The 15,371-nt window shown below is 72.2% G+C and carries 9 protein-coding genes; 5 read left to right on the forward strand and 4 right to left on the reverse strand.

Going from position 1 to position 15,371, the window contains the following annotated elements; all coding sequences use genetic code 11:
• Positions 1-12: 12 nt before the first annotated feature.
• The 3 genes from AC3A5R_RS16955 to AC3A5R_RS16965 form a co-directional block, all read right to left on the reverse strand.
• Positions 13-813 carry a hypothetical protein gene (locus AC3A5R_RS16955; RefSeq protein ID WP_487621934.1) on the reverse strand — a complete coding sequence of 267 codons (801 nt, stop codon included), beginning with the start codon at positions 811-813 and terminating at the stop codon, positions 13-15.
• Between the two features lie 71 nt (positions 814-884).
• Positions 885-1,715: a hypothetical protein gene (locus AC3A5R_RS16960; RefSeq protein ID WP_487621935.1), complete on the reverse strand. Its 831-nt coding sequence runs from the start codon at positions 1,713-1,715 to the stop codon at positions 885-887.
• A complete protein-coding gene (locus tag AC3A5R_RS16965) occupies positions 1,708-2,373 on the reverse strand; it encodes an RNA polymerase sigma factor (protein WP_487621936.1) in 666 nt (221 codons plus the stop codon). The genes AC3A5R_RS16960 and AC3A5R_RS16965 overlap by 8 nt, the downstream gene beginning before the upstream one ends.
• A 139-nt stretch (positions 2,374-2,512) precedes the next feature.
• Here AC3A5R_RS16965 and dnaE point away from each other — a divergent pair, with 139 nt between their 5' ends.
• The 5 genes from dnaE to AC3A5R_RS16990 all read left to right on the forward strand — a co-directional run bounded on the left by dnaE (position 2,513) and on the right by AC3A5R_RS16990 (position 13,924).
• Complete coding sequence (dnaE, locus tag AC3A5R_RS16970; RefSeq protein ID WP_487621937.1) at positions 2,513-6,106, forward strand: DNA polymerase III subunit alpha; 3,594 nt, start codon at positions 2,513-2,515, stop codon at positions 6,104-6,106.
• Positions 6,107-6,134: 28 nt separating this feature from the next.
• Positions 6,135-7,244 (forward strand): winged helix DNA-binding domain-containing protein, encoded by a 1,110-nt coding sequence (locus AC3A5R_RS16975; RefSeq protein ID WP_487621938.1) that lies wholly within the window; start codon positions 6,135-6,137, stop codon positions 7,242-7,244.
• A gap of 15 nt (positions 7,245-7,259) precedes the next feature.
• A complete protein-coding gene (locus tag AC3A5R_RS16980) occupies positions 7,260-8,186 on the forward strand; it encodes a pseudouridine synthase (protein ID WP_487621939.1) in 927 nt (308 codons plus the stop codon).
• A gap of 126 nt (positions 8,187-8,312) precedes the next feature.
• A complete protein-coding gene (locus tag AC3A5R_RS16985) occupies positions 8,313-11,729 on the forward strand; it encodes an ExeM/NucH family extracellular endonuclease (protein WP_487621940.1) in 3,417 nt (1,138 codons plus the stop codon).
• An 86-nt stretch (positions 11,730-11,815) separates the two neighbouring features.
• A complete protein-coding gene (locus AC3A5R_RS16990) occupies positions 11,816-13,924 on the forward strand; it encodes a S9 family peptidase (RefSeq protein ID WP_487621941.1) in 2,109 nt (702 codons plus the stop codon).
• A gap of 30 nt (positions 13,925-13,954) precedes the next feature.
• Here the strand turns inward: AC3A5R_RS16990 and AC3A5R_RS16995 are convergent, their stop codons facing one another.
• Positions 13,955-15,220: an endonuclease gene (locus AC3A5R_RS16995; RefSeq protein WP_487621942.1), complete on the reverse strand. Its 1,266-nt coding sequence runs from the start codon at positions 15,218-15,220 to the stop codon at positions 13,955-13,957.
• Positions 15,221-15,371 lie beyond the last annotated feature (151 nt).

Raw genomic sequence — 15,371 nt, forward strand, 5'->3', positions numbered from 1 at the left:
TCAGGTTCGACCTCAGGGTGAAGGTCGGCGCGGCGATGGCCGAGCTCCGGCGCCGTCCGGGTCTGCCGCGAAGCCGACCGGCTCGGGTCGTCGGGGCGCCGACGCCGCGCCGGCCGCGCCGGCCGCACCGGCCGCACCGATGGCCGGTGCCGCGTCGGGCGCCGGGGGTGCGGCACGTCGACGCACCCGGGGGCCGGCGAGGAGTCCGGTGACGACCCCGACGACGAGGACGAGCCCCGCCACCCCCACCGTCGCGGGCCACGGGAGACCGGTCGTCGTCGCCGTGGCGGTCGGCGGCGCAACCGCCACGGGCGCCAGGCGTTCGGCAGCAGCGGCGGGCGCCGGGGCGGTCGCCGGCGCCGCGTCGCCCAGGATGCCGAGCGAGCGGAGGGTGCGCAGCAGCAGGGCGGCGTCGGTGGGGCGGTGCCGCACCGACGGTGCCGAGAAGAGGTCGGTGCTGCCGTCGACGCTCATCGTCGTCTCGACCCACACGTCGTCGCCGTCGACCGTCACGGCATCGATGCGCCACGGCGTCACGTCGTGGATCAGCCAGGTCAGGCGCAGGTTCGTGCCCATGAACGACGCCGACGCCGTGCGGTCCCCGCGCGGTGGGTCGTAGGGCGACAGCGCCTTCTCGAGGTCGGCGTAGGCGACGCTGCCGGTCAGGGCGGCCCCGGCGCGGGCGCCGTCGTAGTCGACGACGAGCACCGACGTGGGTCCGCCCGCCGACGCCGGGGCCGCGGCCCCCACGAGCACGGCCAGGCCGGCGGTGACGGCGGCGGACAGCAGGGCCAGGGTGCGGGGTCTGCGCACGGCTTCCTCCTCGAGGCGGGCCCGGCGGCGTCCGGGCGTCAGTGCCTCAACACCGCCGGGGCGCCATCGGTTCACGAGGCAGAGGCGGCGATCTGCAGCGCGGCGTCGAGGTCGGTCGGGCCCTCGAGCCGGTAGGTCACCTCGCCGGCCGGGGAGGGCACGACCCACACGAGCGTCGGGCCGGCCACGCGCGGCTCGTCGGCGTGCGTGCCGCCCGAGCGGTCCACCCACTCGATGCGGTGCGGCGCCCCGAACCACAGCGCGTCGTGGCCCGACACCTGTGTCGGCGTCAGGGCGTCCCACACCGTCTTGACGTAGCCCCAGGACAGCGACCCGACGAAGACGTCGAGACGGGTCGGGGCGCCCGCGGTCTCGGCGCGTGGTCCCCACGACAGCTCGACGACGCGTCCGCCGTGGGCGAGCATGACGGCGTCCGGCGGCCCGAGCACCGACGGCACCATCACCGGGGCGCCGACGGCCCGTGCGGCTGCCGCGAGCGTCACCGGCGTGCCCGACGCCGATGGCGGCCCGGAAGGCGTCGACGCCGACGGGACGGGCGAGGACGTGGTGGGACGCGGCTCCTCGCGGACGACGACCCCACCGAGGCGCAGCAGCTCGAGCACCGCAGCCCGCACCGGTGGGACGAGGGCGAGCGCGACGGCGACGGCCACGGCCACGGCCCACGCAAGGCGACGTCGGGCCGGCCGGGCCCGCCGCGCGTCACGGCGGTCGGTGGCGGGTGCGCCGGCAGGCTCGGTGGCCGGCGCGGTGACGCGAGCGAGGACCGACGCCGCGAGGTCGTCACGGGGTGGCGCGGTGACGAGCCACCGGCCGAGGTCGACGAGCTCGCGCTCGAGGTCGGGGCCGGCGTCCGGTGCAGGGCGGGGGATGAGGTCAGGCATCGGAGAGCACCTCCCGGAGGGTGGTGAGGGCGCGGTGCAGCCGGGACTTGACCGTGCCGGCGGGCACGTCGAGCACCGTCGCGGTCTCGGTCTCGGACAGCTCGAGCAGGTAGCGGCAGGTCACGACCTCGCGCAGGTCGGGCGGGAGCGTGTCGAGCGCCGCGAGCAGGCCGGCCCGACGGTCCGCGCCCACGGCCGCGTCGGCCGGGTCGGTCCGGTCGTCGCGGCCGCCCTCGGCGGCCTCGCGGACGGCGACGCGCAGCTCGCGCAGGGCGCGGCGGGACCGGCCGCGCAGCGCGTTGCGGGTCTCGTTGACGACGATGCGCAACAGCCACGGCCGGAAGCCGGCCCCGGCCCGGAACCGCGGTAGCGCGGCGTACGCCTTGACGAACGCCTCCTGGACCACGTCGTCGGCCTCGTCGCCGGCGCCGGACAGCACCGCGAGCCGCTTGGCGATCGGGGCGTGACGCAGCACGAGGACCGCATAGGCGGCCGGCTCGCCTGCGCGCACACGGGCCAGGGCCGCGGCCTCCTCGGCGGCATCCTCACCGGACTGCCCGCCGCGGCCCTCGGACCGGTCGGTCGTGCGGTCGATCGCGCTGATCCCTGCCTCCCTCCGCTGCGGTTCCGGTGCCGCGACGGGTGCGGACCACCCCATCGTCGCTGCCCGACAGCCCCTTCACACGCAACTACACCGCTGCGCGCCGACCGGTTCGCGACACCCGGCCCGACACCCGCCTCGACACCCGCGCCGACACGCCGAAGGACGTCGGTGGGCGGGCTTAGACTCATCCACGATGTCGAGCCAGCCCGCCCCGCGTAACGACCAGAACTTCGTGCACCTCCACGTGCACACGGAGTACTCGATGCTCGACGGGGCGGCACGCATCGGCGACCTGTTCAGCGAGGCGGCGCGGATGGGCATGCCGGCCCTCGCCACCACCGACCACGGCTACACCTTCGGGGCCTACGAGTTCTGGAAGAAGGCCCAGGGCACCGGCGTGAAGCCGATCATCGGCGTCGAGGCCTACATCACGCCGGGCACGCACCGCACCGACCGCACCAAGGTCAGCTGGGGCGACGGCGGCCGCGACGACATCTCCGGCAGCGGTGCGTACACGCACATGACGATGCTCGCCGAGAACAACGAGGGCATGCACAACCTCTTCCGCATGACCTCGATCGCGAGCCTCGACCAGGTGTACACGAAGTGGCCCCGCATCGACCGCGAGCTGCTCGGGGCGTACGGCAAGGGCCTGATCGTCACCACCGGCTGCCCCTCGAGCGAGATCCAGACCAAGCTGCGCTTCGGGATGTACGACGAGGCCCGTGAGGTCGCCGGCGAGCTGCGCGACATCTTCGGCCACGACAACGTCTACGTCGAGCTCATGGACCACGGCCTCGACATCGAGCGGCGCACCCAGAAGGACCTCATCCGCCTGGCCCGCGACCTCAAGCTGCCGCTCGTGGCCACCAACGATCTGCACTACACCCGTGCCGAGGACGCCAAGGCGCACGCGGCCCTGCTCTGCGTCCAGTCCGGCTCGACCCTGATGGACCCCAACCGGTTCAAGTTCGACGCCGACGACTTCTACCTCAAGTCCGCCCAGGAGATGCGCCACCTGTGGCGCGAGCTGCCGGAGGCGTGCGACAACACGCTGCTCATCGCCGAGCGCTGCGAGGTCTCCTTCACCGAGGGCGAGGGGCGCTACATGCCGCGCTTCCCGGTGCCCGCGGGCGAGGACGAGACGTCGTGGTTCATCAAGGAGGTCGAGACCGGCCTGCAGCGACGCTTCCCCGAGGGAGTGCCCGACTACGCCCGCAAGCAGGCGGCCTTCGAGGAGGACGTCATCGTCTCCAAGGGCTACCCGGGCTACTTCCTCGTCGTCGCCGACTTCATCAACTGGGCCAAGCGCAACGGCATCCGCGTCGGCCCTGGCCGTGGCTCTGGCGCCGGGTCGATGTGCGCGTACGCCATGGGCATCACCGACCTCGACCCGGTGCCGCACGGCCTGATCTTCGAGCGGTTCCTCAACCCCGAGCGCATGTCGATGCCAGACTTCGACGTCGACTTCGACGAGCGCCGGCGCGGTGAGGTCATCCGCTACGTCACCGAGAAGTACGGCTCGGAGCGCGTCGCGCAGATCGTCACCTACGGCACCATCAAGGCCAAGCAGGCCGTCAAGGACGCCGCCCGCGTCATGGGCCACCCGTTCAGCGTCGGTGAGCAGCTGACCAAGGCGATGCCGCCGGACGTCATGGGCAAGGGCGTGCCGCTCGCCGAGATCTACAACCCCGAGCACAAGCGCTACAACGAGGGCGTCGACTTCCGGGCCCTCGTGCAGACCGAGCCCCACTTCCAGGAGGTCGTCGACACCGCCAAGGGCCTCGAGGGCCTGAAGCGCCAGTGGGGCGTGCACGCCGCCGGCGTCATCATGAGCAGCGAGCCGCTCATCGACGTCATCCCGATCATGAAGCGGCTGCAGGACGGCCAGGTCATCACCCAGTTCGACTACCCGAGCTGCGAGTCGCTCGGCCTGGTCAAGATGGACTTCCTCGGTCTGCGCAACCTGACGATCCTCGACGACGCCATCGAGAACATCAAGGCCAACCGCGACGAGGACATCGACCTCGACGCCCTGTCCAAGGACATGACCGACAGGGCCACCTACGAGCTCCTCGGGAGGGGCGACACCCTCGGCGTCTTCCAGCTCGACGGCGGCGGCATGCGCGCGCTGCTGCGCCTCATGCAGCCGGACAACTTCGAGGACATCTCGGCCGCCCTCGCGCTCTACCGTCCCGGTCCGATGGGCGTCAACGCGCACACGAACTTCGCCCTGCGCAAGAACGGCAAGCAGGAGCTCATCCCGCTCGACCCACAGCTCAAGGGCAAGCTCCAGCAGGAGATGATCGAGGCCCTCGACCCGATCCTCGGGATGACCTACGGCCTGGTCATCTACCAGGAGCAGGTCATGGAGATCGCCCAGAAGCTCGCCGGCTACACGCTCGGCAACGCCGACCTGCTCCGTCGCGCCATGGGCAAGAAGAAGAAGGAGGTGCTCGACGCCGAGTACGTCCCCTTCTCCGAGGGCATGAAGGCCAAGGGGTTCAACGAAGCCTCGATCGCCGCGCTGTGGGGCGTGCTCGTCCCGTTCTCCGACTACGCCTTCAACAAGGCCCACACCGCCGCCTACGGCCTCGTGTCCTACTGGACCGGCTATCTCAAGGCCAACTACCCGGCCGAGTACATGGCCGCGCTGCTGACGAGCGTGCGCGACGACAAGGACAAGTCGGCGCTCTACCTCAACGAGTGCCGGCACATGGGCATCAAGGTGCTCCCGCCCGACGTCAACGAGTCGGTCGCCAACTTCGCCGCCGTCGGCACCGACATCCGCTTCGGCCTGGCCGCGATCCGCAACGTCGGGGCCAACGTCGTCGACAAGATCGTCGAGGCCCGCGAGAAGAAGGGCGCCTTCGCCTCGTTCAAGGACTTCCTCGACAAGGTCGACGCCGTCGTGTGCAACAAGCGCACCATCGAGTCGCTCATCAAGGGCGGCGCCTTCGACTCGCTCGGCGAGAGCCGTCGCGGCCTCGTCGAGGTGCACGAGCGGTACGTCGACGCGCTCGTCGACGTCAAGAAGCAGCAGGCCATCGGCCAGGACAGCCTCTTCGCCTCCTTCGGCTTCGGCGACTCCGACGGGGAGGCGTCCGGGGTCGACCCCTTCGCCGGCCTGCCGCCGGTGCCGCCGAGCGAGTGGGACAAGTCGGTGCTGCTGTCCTACGAGCGCGAGATGCTCGGTCTCTACGTGTCCGACCACCCGCTCTTCGGCATCGAGCACATCCTCTCGGCCCATGCCGACACCCCGATCGCCTCGCTGCTGGGCGAGGACGCCAAGCCCGACGGCACGCCGGTGACCGTCGCCGGGCTCATCACGAGCCTGCAGCTCAAGCGCACGAAGAAGGGCGACCTCTGGGCCATCGCCACCGTCGAGGACCTCGACGGCGCCATCGAGTGCCTCTTCTTCCCGTCGTCGTACATGACCTACTCGACGATGCTCGCCCACGACACCGTGTGCGCCGTCAAGGGCCGCGTCAGCGCCCGCGACGACTCGATCTCGATCTTCGCCCAGGAGCTGACGATCCCCGACATCAAGGAGGGCCCGCGCGGGCCAGTCGTCGTCACCCTCCCGCTCGGGCGGGCCACCCCGGCCGTCGCCGAGAGCCTCAAGCGGGTCCTCGGCGAGCACCCGGGCGCCACCGAGGTCCAGGTCAAGCTGACCCAGCCCGGTCGCTCCGTGCTCATGTCGCTCGACGACTCGCTGAGGGTCACCGCCACCTCGGCGCTCTTCGGCGACCTCAAGGCGCTCCTCGGCCCGGCGTGCCTCGGCTGAGCACCGGCGTCGGGGGAGTGGGTACAGCATGAAGGTCGCCGACCGACGCCGGATGCGGCGTACCCGGCTCGTCGCGCTCGGCCTCGCGCCGGCGCTGGGCGACGCGTCGTCGCCGGTGAGCGCGCTCGAGGTGACCCGTCACCTGGGCGCACTGCAGGCCCAGGACTACGGCAGCGGCGCGTGGTCGCTCGGGGTGCGCTCCGGGCTCACGCTCGAGCAGGTCGAGCAGGCGGTCCACGACCGCGAGGTGGTGCGCACGTGGCCGATGCGCGGCACCATCCACTGGGTCCCGGCCGAGGACGCCCGCTGGATGTGCGAGCTGCTCGGGACCCCGCGGGGCTCCCTCGCCACGCGATACGCCCAGCTGGGGATCACCGACGCCCACATCGAGCTCGCCGGACGCCTCTTCACCGAGCACCTGTCCGAGCCGATGAGCCGGCCCGACGTCATCGCGCTGCTCGTCGAGCACGGCATCGACCCCACCGACCAGCGCGCCTACCACCTCGTCGGCCACCACTGCATGACCGGTCTGCTGTGCCAGGGGCCGCTCATCGGCAGGCAGCCGAGCTTCGTCCTCATCGACAGCTGGGTTCCTCACTCTCGCAGGCTCGCCCGCGAGGAGGCGCTGGCGACGATGGCCGAACGGTACGTGCGCAGCCACGGCCCGGTCACCGAGAAGGACCTCGCCGGCTGGCTGCTCAAGCCGCTCGGCCTCACCCGCGAGGCGCTGGCCCTCGTCGAGGACCGGATCGTGCGCGAGGAGGTCGACGGGCAGGTGTGGCTGTCGCATGCCGACGCGCCGCAGCCCGACGGGCACGCGGGAGTCCACCTGCTGCCCCAGTGGGACGAGTTCCTCCTCGGCTACAAGTCGCGCGACGTCACGCTGCCGTCCGAGCACTTCCACCGCGTCGTGCCGGGCCGCAACATGGTGTTCAAGCCGACGCTCGTCGTCGACGGGGAAGTCGCCGGCACGTGGCGGCGGGCCGCGTCGGGCCGGCGCACGGTGCTCGAGGTGAGCCCGTTCGCCGCCCTGTCGGCCACCGCCCGACGCGGGCTGGACCGCGCCGCGGAAGCGTACGGTCGGTTCGCCGGCACAGACGTCGAGGTCAGGCTCCTCGACGGCCCCGGGCAGGGCTGAGTGGCGCGCGGAGGCGTGCCGCCCTCGCCGCTGCCACCGCGCCACGGCGTCGACGCCCAGCGCATCCGGATGCCGCAGTCCGGGGCGTGGCCGACGCTGCGTGACCACCTCGTCGAACGGCTGGCCCCGGGGCTGTCGGCGCAGGAGGTCGACCGCAAGCTCGCGACCGGGGAGGTCGTCGACGCGTCGGGTGCCCCGGTGGCGCCGGACGCGCCGTTCGTGCCGCGTTCGGTGGTGTGGACCCACCGCGACCTGCCCGACGAGGTGCGGGTGCCGTTCGACATCGAGGTGCTGCACCGCGACGAGCGCGTCGTCGTCGTCGACAAGCCGCACTTCGTCTCGACGATGCCGCGCGGTCGCCACGTCGTGCAGAGCGCCCTGGCCCGCACTCGTGTGCTCACCGGGCTGCCCCGGCTGACGCCCGCGCACCGCCTCGACCGGCCGACCGCCGGCGTCCTGCTGCTCACCACCGAGCAGCGGTGGCGGGGTGCCTACCAGCAGGTCTTCGCGGCGGGCCTCGTGCACAAGGAGTACCTCGCGGTCGCCCCGGTGCGCGCCGACCTGCCCACCTCGTTCGTCCGGCGAACGCACCTGGTCAAGGAGCACGGCACGCACCAGGCCCGCGAGGTGCCCGGTGCCGAACCCAACGCCGAGACGCTCGTCGAGCTGCTCGACGCCGTCGGCGGGCTCGGCCTCTACCGCCTCGTGCCGCGCACCGGCCGCACCCACCAGCTGCGCTGCCAGCTGTCCGGGCTCGGCATCCCGATCCACGGCGACCCGCTCTACCCGGTCGAGGTCGACGTCGCGCCGGACGACTTCGGGTCGCCGCTGCAGCTGCTCGCCGCCGCCCTCGCCTTCCCCGACCCGATCGACGGCACCCCTCGACGCTTCGTCTCGCGGCGCCGGCTCGAGGCCTGGCCGGAGGCGTGGCCCACCCTCTGAGTCGGCCCGGCCCACCCGACGTCCGGCGTTCACGAATCGGACACCTCGCTCGACGCGCGAAGACGCGTGGCCCGGTCTAGGGTGACCCCGACCGTGCGGAGGAGCCGGTCACCAGGGAGGAATCACATGCTGTCATCACGACCGACCGTGCGTCGGGTCGCCGGGGCCACCGCCACCGCACTCGCCGTCGGTGTCGTTCCGTTCGTCGTCGCGCCGAGCGCGTCGGCGGCCCCGACCGAGCTGTTCATCAGCGAGTACGTCGAGGGCTCGAGCAACAACAAGGCGCTCGAGATCTTCAACGGCACCGGGGCGCCCGTCGACCTCGGTGCCGGCGGCTACAACGTCCAGGTCTTCGCCAACGGCCAGTCCACCGGCTCGCAGATCCTGCTGTCCGGCACCGTCGCGAACGGCGACGTCTTCGTGCTGGGCAACACCTCGGCCAACGCCGCCATCAAGGCGGCGGCCGACCAGCTCTCCGGTTCGGCCAACTGGAACGGCAACGACGCGATCGTGCTGCGCAAGGGCACCACGGTGCTCGACGTCTTCGGCCAGGTCGGGTTCGACCCGGGCACCGAGTGGGGCACCGGCCTCACCTCGACGATGGACAACACACTGCGCCGCAAGGCCTCGGTCCAGGCCGGCGACACCAACGGCGCCGACGCGTTCGACCCGTCGGTCCAGTGGGACGGCTACGCCGTCGACACCGTCGACGGCCTCGGTTCGCACTCGGTCGACAGCGGCCCGGCCCCCGATGCCGCCCCCACCGTCACCGCGACGACGCCGGGCGACGGCGCGTCGGGGATCGCCCCCACCGCCCCTCTGTCGGTGACCTTCTCCGAGCCGGTCACCGCCGGAGCCGGCGCGTTCACGCTCGCCTGCACGACCGGCGGCACCCGCGCCCTCACCGTGACCGGTGGTCCGACCACCTACACGCTGAGCCCCACCGCGCCCCTCGCCGCCGGTGACACCTGCACGCTCACGGTCAGCGCGGCGGGCATCTCCGACGTCGACGCTGTCGACCCGCCCGACACCATGGCCGCCGACACGGTCGTGCACTTCTCGACGGCCGCGGCCAACCCGTGCGAGGCCCCGATCACGACGATCCCGGCCATCCAGGGCAGCGGGCCGGCCGTGACCCGCACCGGCACGGTGACCACCCGCGGCGTCGTCGTCGGCGACTACGAAGGCGCGTCGCCCAACCTGCGCGGCTTCTTCCTCCAGGACCCGGTCGGGGACAACAACCCGGCCACCTCCGACGGCATCTTCGTCTTCGAGGGCAGCAACGCCAACGCCGTCAAGCTCGGTGACCTCGTCACCGTCACCGGTACCGCCGCCGAGAACCAGGGCCAGTCGCAGATCAGCGTCGGCACGGTCACGGTGTGCGCGAGCGACCAGACCGTCGCGCCGACCGACGTGGCTTTCCCGGTCGCCGACGACACGACCCTCGAGCGCTACGAGGGCATGCTCGTGCGTGTCCCGCAGCCGATGAGCGTCACCGAGCACTTCCAGCTCGGCCGCTTCGGCCAGGTCACGCTCTCGGCCGACGGGCGTCTCGCCCAGCCGACGAACGTCGTCGCCCCCGGTGCCGACGCGGCGGCGCTACAGGCCCAGAACAACCTGCGCAAGATCGTCCTCGACGACGCCACCCAGGCCCAGAACCCCGACCCGATCGTCTTCGCCCGCGGCGGGCAGCCCCTGTCGGCCGCCAACACGTTGCGCGGCGGCGACACGGTGTCGAACCTGACCGGCGTGCTCAACTTCACGTGGGGCGGCAACGCGGCGAGCCCGAACGCCTACCGGATCCGTCCGGTCGGTGCCCTCGGCGGGCAGGCCCGCTTCGAGGCGGTCAACGAGCGTCCGGCCTCGGCCCCCGCGGTCGGCGGCCACGTCCGCGTCGTGGGCATGAACCTGCTCAACTTCTTCAACACCCTCGACACGTCGGGCAACAACTGCCGCGGCGGCGTCGAGGGTGCGGTCATGGACTGCCGCGGCGCCAACACGACCACCGAGTTCGACCGCCAGTGGCACAAGACGGTCGCCGCCGTCAGTGGCACCGGCGCCGACGTCGTCGCGTTCATGGAGATGGAGAACGACGGCTACGGCACCGACAGCGCCGAGCGCTTCCTCGTCGACCGGCTCAACGAGAAGGACGGCGCGGGCACGTGGGCGTTCATCGACGCCGACGCGCGCACCGGCCAGGTCGATGCCATGGGCACCGACGCCATCAAGGTCGGGATGCTCTACAAGCCGGCGGCGGTGACGCCGGTCGGCACGACGGCCGCGCTCAACACCGACGCGTTCGTCACCGGCGGGGACAGCGCGCCGCGCAACCGTCCGTCGCTGGCGCAGGCGTTCCGCGACAACACGACCGGTGGCGTCTTCGTCGCCGTCGCGAACCACCTGAAGTCCAAGGGCTCCGCGTGCGACAGCCCCGACACGGGCGACGGCCAGGGCAACTGCGCCGCCGTGCGCACCAAGGCGGCCCAGCTGCTGTCCGACTGGCTCGCCACCGACCCGACCCACACCGGTGACGACGACGTGCTGCTCCTCGGCGACATGAACTCCTACGCCAAGGAGGACCCGATCGCGATGTTCGAGAGCAAGGGGTTCACCAACCTCATCGCGGCCCGCAACGGCGCCGAGGCGTACTCCTACGTCTTCGACGGCCAGTGGGGCTACCTCGACCACGCGCTCGGCTCGGCGTCCCTGTCGCGGCAGGTGACCGGCGTCGCCGACTGGCACGTCAACGCCGACGAGCCGTCGGTGCTCGACTACAACACCGAGTTCAAGTCGGCGAACCAGGTCGCGAGCCTCTACAGCCCCGACCAGTTCCGCATCTCCGACCACGACCCGGTCGTCGTCGGCCTCGACCTGGCCAACGCGGCCCCGGTGGTCACGTCGGTGACGGGCCCGTCGGACGCGACGTCGGTCGGCGCCTCCGTGCCGGTCTCGGCCTCGTTCACCGACGCCGACGCCCTCGACACCCACACGGCCACCATCGCGTGGGGTGACGGCTCGACGACGGCCGGCACGGTCGGCGGGGGCACCGTGTCCGGTGACCACGTCTACTCCGCCGCCGGCGTCTACACCGTCACGGTCACCGTCAGCGACGAGTGGGGTCACAGCGGCAGCGGCACGACGACCGTGGTCGTCTACGACCGCGCGGCCGGGTTCCTCACGGGCGGAGGCTGGTACACCTCGCCGAAGGGCGCCGTCGCCGGCGACCCGTCGGCCACGGGCAAGGCGCAGTTCCAGGTGTCGGCGCAGTACGCCAGGGGAGCGAGCCGCCCCGACGGCTCGTTCACCCTGGCGACGCCGGGGTTGACGCTCGCCTCGACCGGCCTCGACTGGCTCGTCGTCACCGGTGACACCGCCCGCCTCGCGGGTCCGGCGACCGTCGGCGGCGTGTCCGGCTACCGCTTCGAGGCGACGGCCACCGACGCCGCGACCGACACGCTGCGCGTCGTCGTGCGCAACGCGTCCGGTGCGGTCGTCTACGACGGCGGCACGCAACGGGTGCAGGGCCAGGTCAAGGTCCACTGACCGGCTGACCCGCGTCGCACCGACACGAACGCCCCGGAGCCCCACGGCTCCGGGGCGTTCGCGCGTGCGCCCGTAGACTGCGCGGAATGCAGCACCCTCCGCTCGCCCGGCGTGAGCCGGTGGCCCGCGTCCACCACGGCGACACCTTCGAGGACCCGTACGCCTGGATGGCCGACCGCGACGCCCCCGAGCTGCGCGAGCTGCTCGTCGCCGAGAACGCCTGGGCCACCGAGCGCACCGAGCACCTGCGGCCGCTGGCCGACCAGGTGTTCGAGGAGTTCCGTTCCCGCATCGAGGAGACCGACCTGTCGGTGCCCGTGCGCCACGACCGGTGGTGGTACTACTCGCGCACCATCGAGGGCGAGCAGTACGCCGTCGACGCCCGCGTGCTCGTGGCCGACCACCCGCAGCGACCGGCCCTCGACCACGGCGCGCCGCCGGCGGGGGAGCAGGTGCTCCTCGACGGCAACGCCGAGGCGGAGGGCCACGAGTTCTTCGGCGTCGGGGCGAGCGAGGTGTCGCCGTCGGGCGACCTGCTCGCCTGGGCCGTCGATCTCGCGGGTGACGAGCGCTACGACGTCCGGGTGCGGCGCATCGCGGACGGCGTGCTGCTCGACGAGTCCGTCCGCGACACCGGTGGCTCGCTCGCGTGGTCGCTCGACGGTCGCCACCTCTTCTACACGCGTGTCGACGACGCGTGGCGCCCGCACCAGGTGTGGCGCCACGAGGTCGGCACCGACGCCGCCGGCGACGTCCTCGTGCACGAGGAGACCGACGAGCGCTTCTACATCGGCGTCGGCGCCTCGCGCGACGACCGGTGGGTCATCATCGCGATCGGCTCCAAGACGACGAGCGAGTTCCGGATCCTCGATGCCGCGACCCCGCTCGACACTCCGCGGGTCGTCGCCGAGCGGCGCCAGGGCGTCGAGTACGACGTCGAGCCGTGGGGTGACCAGCTGCTCGTCGTGCACAACGCCCGACGCGTCAACTTCGAGCTGGCGCTCGCGCCGGTCACGTGCGCCTCGGCCGAGGAGTGGGTGCCGCTCGACCTGACGACCGAGGACGAGTACGTCACGGGCGCAGAGGGTTTCGACGACTTCCTCGCCGTCTCGCTGCGCCGGGAGGGCGGCACGGGCGTGCGCGTCGTGCTCCGCGACCCGGACGCCCCGAAGGGACTGGGGGAGGCCCACGACATCGCCGTCGGTGAGCCCATCGGCACGCTCGTCGTCGGCGCCAACCCGGAGTCGGCCACGCCGACCCTGCAGGTCGTGCACGAGTCGCTCGTCACGCCGCGCACCGTCGAGGACTACGACGTGCGCACGCGCCGGTTCGCGCTGCTCAAGCAGCAGCACGTGCGTGGCGACGTCGACCTGACGCGCTACCGGCAGCGCCGGGAGTGGGCCACAGCCCCCGACGGCACCCGCGTGCCGATCTCCGTCGTGCACCGCCACGACGTCGCGCTCGACGGCACCGCCCCGGGCCTGCTCCACGCCTACGGCGCCTACGGCATCCCGAGCGACCCGTGGTTCTCGGTGCTGCGGCTGTCGCTGCTCGACCGGGGCTGGGTCTTCGCCGTCGCGCACGTGCGCGGTGGCTCGGAGATGGGGCGATCCTGGTACGACGACGGCAAGCTCGAGGCCAAGCCGAACACGTTCACCGACTTCGTCGCGTGCGCGGACCACCTCATCGACTCAGGCATCGTGGCGCCCGACCGGCTTGCGGCAGAGGGCGGTTCGGCCGGAGGGCTGCTCATGGGCGCGGTAGTCAACCAGGCGCCCGAGCGTTTTCGGTTCGTCCACGCGCAGGTGCCCTTCGTCGACGCGCTGACCACGGTGCTCGACCCGAGCCTGCCGCTGACGGTCGTCGAGTGGGAGGAGTGGGGCAACCCGCTCGAGGACCCCGACGCCTACGCCCTCATGAAGGGCTACACGCCGTACGAGAACGTGCGCCCGGGTCCCCATCCGAGCCTGCTCGTCACGACGAGCCTCAACGACACCCGCGTGTACGTCACCGAGCCCGCCAAGTGGGTCGCGGCCATCCGGCACGCCGACGCCCAGCTGCCCGCCGGCACGCAGGCCCCCCAGGTGCTCTTCCGCACCGAGATGGTCGCCGGCCACGGCGGCCGCTCCGGCCGTTACGACACCTGGCGGCAGTGGGCCTGGGAGACAGCCGTGCTCATCGACCAGACGTCGTGAGCGCGACCGCCGCCCGCCCGTGCGGAGTGGTCAGGCGCCCCAGATCGCGGTGACCCACTCGGGGTGGTCGATGAACGGGTTCCGGTTGTGCTGCCACGTGTCGAAGATGACCTGGTTGCGGCGCTTCTCGAACGTGTCGGGCGGGTCCTGCAGGTTCCACTGCTTGAGGACCGAGAGGCGTCCGATGGCCGGGGCGGTGCCGTTGCCGACCAGGTCGTTCGGCTCGAGGTCGGCGAAGCCGTCGCCGCCGTCCCAGCGGACCGCCATGTAGAGGATCATCCGGGCGACGTCGCCCTTGACGGCGTCACGCGGCTGGAACGAGTCGCCGTCGCTGAGGCAGCCGGTGCACTGGGCCACCGGCGAGCCGCCGTTGTCGAAGTCGAGGTTGCCGCGGGTGCTGTTGACCGTGACGTCCTCGGGACGCAGGTGGTGCACGTCGGTTCCGGGGCCGTTGACGGTGCCGAAGTCGCCGTGGCTCTTGGCCCACACGTGCTCGCGGTTCCACTGGTCCACGCCACCACCGTTGTCGGACTTGGCGATCGAGCGCCCCGAGTAGACCTCGATGACGTTGTTGGCGTTGTTCGGGTCCTGGTCGGTGTCCTTGAGGGCCGTCCAGACCTGGTCGTAGGTCAGGGTCGTGACGCCGCTCGAGATGATCCGGTGCAGCTCGGTGTGCAGCGCCGAGCCGGACTTGCCGATCGCCGACGCGTAGTACGTCGAGTCGTACGGGCCCGTGGTGCCGGTGGGGCTGGGTGAGGTGGTCGTGCTCGTCGTCGGCGGTGGCGTCGTCGTGCTCGAGCCGCTGAAGGCGAAGGCCGTCGTGCCCGTCATGCCCGGGTGCGAGAAGTACGCCGTCAGGGTGCCGGTGACGTCGATCTGCCGCCCCATGAGCGAGGGGTTGCTCCGCAGGCCCCACTGCGCGCGGAACGCCGAGGGGATCTGCACGTAGAGCATCCGGCTCGTGCCGGTCTCCGAGGCCGTGTCGGCGATGGCGAGGGCGTAGTCGTTGGGGAAGCCGGACCGCACGACGGTGCTCGTCGCGGTCGGCTGGCCGACGACGTAGCCGCGGACGGTCGCCGAGCGTCCGTCCTGCGTCGAGACGGCCTGCGAGACGGTGAGCGGGGCCGCGGCCGCGAGACCAGCCGGCGCGGGCGCCGTGACGACGCGCGGCGTCCCTGACGCGGGAGCGCCGGACGCGCTCGAGGCTGCGGTGAGCGCGATGGAGGGCGGGACGACGCCGACGGCGAGGCCGAGCAGGGCGGCGCCGATCCGGCGCCTGCTGATGACGACGGGCACGGGTTCTCCTGGGGTGTGGGAGGGCGTGGAAGACGTGCGAACAGGGTGCGAGGAGGTGGGTCGCGACCCCGGCCGGACGCTCGCGTGGACGACTCGGAGGAAGAGCTGACCAGGAGGTCGTGGGCGCCCGGCCGGGACCGCTCCGAGCGTG

The sequence above is a fragment of the Intrasporangium sp. Soil_C_50 genome (assembly GCF_057656595.1).

Excerpts from the sequence above, each read along its gene's own strand:
- AC3A5R_RS16960 (WP_487621935.1), bottom strand. The coding sequence starts at position 1,715 with ATGCCTGACCTCATCCCCCGCCCTGCACCGGACGCCGGCCCCGACCTC.
- AC3A5R_RS16965 (WP_487621936.1), bottom strand. The coding sequence starts at position 2,373 with ATGGGGTGGTCCGCACCCGTCGCGGCACCGGAACCGCAGCGGAGGGAG.
- dnaE (WP_487621937.1), top strand. The coding sequence starts at position 2,513 with ATGTCGAGCCAGCCCGCCCCGCGTAACGACCAGAACTTCGTGCACCTC.
- AC3A5R_RS16975 (WP_487621938.1), top strand. The coding sequence starts at position 6,135 with ATGAAGGTCGCCGACCGACGCCGGATGCGGCGTACCCGGCTCGTCGCG.
- AC3A5R_RS16985 (WP_487621940.1), top strand. The coding sequence starts at position 8,313 with ATGCTGTCATCACGACCGACCGTGCGTCGGGTCGCCGGGGCCACCGCC.
- AC3A5R_RS16990 (WP_487621941.1), top strand. The coding sequence starts at position 11,816 with ATGCAGCACCCTCCGCTCGCCCGGCGTGAGCCGGTGGCCCGCGTCCAC.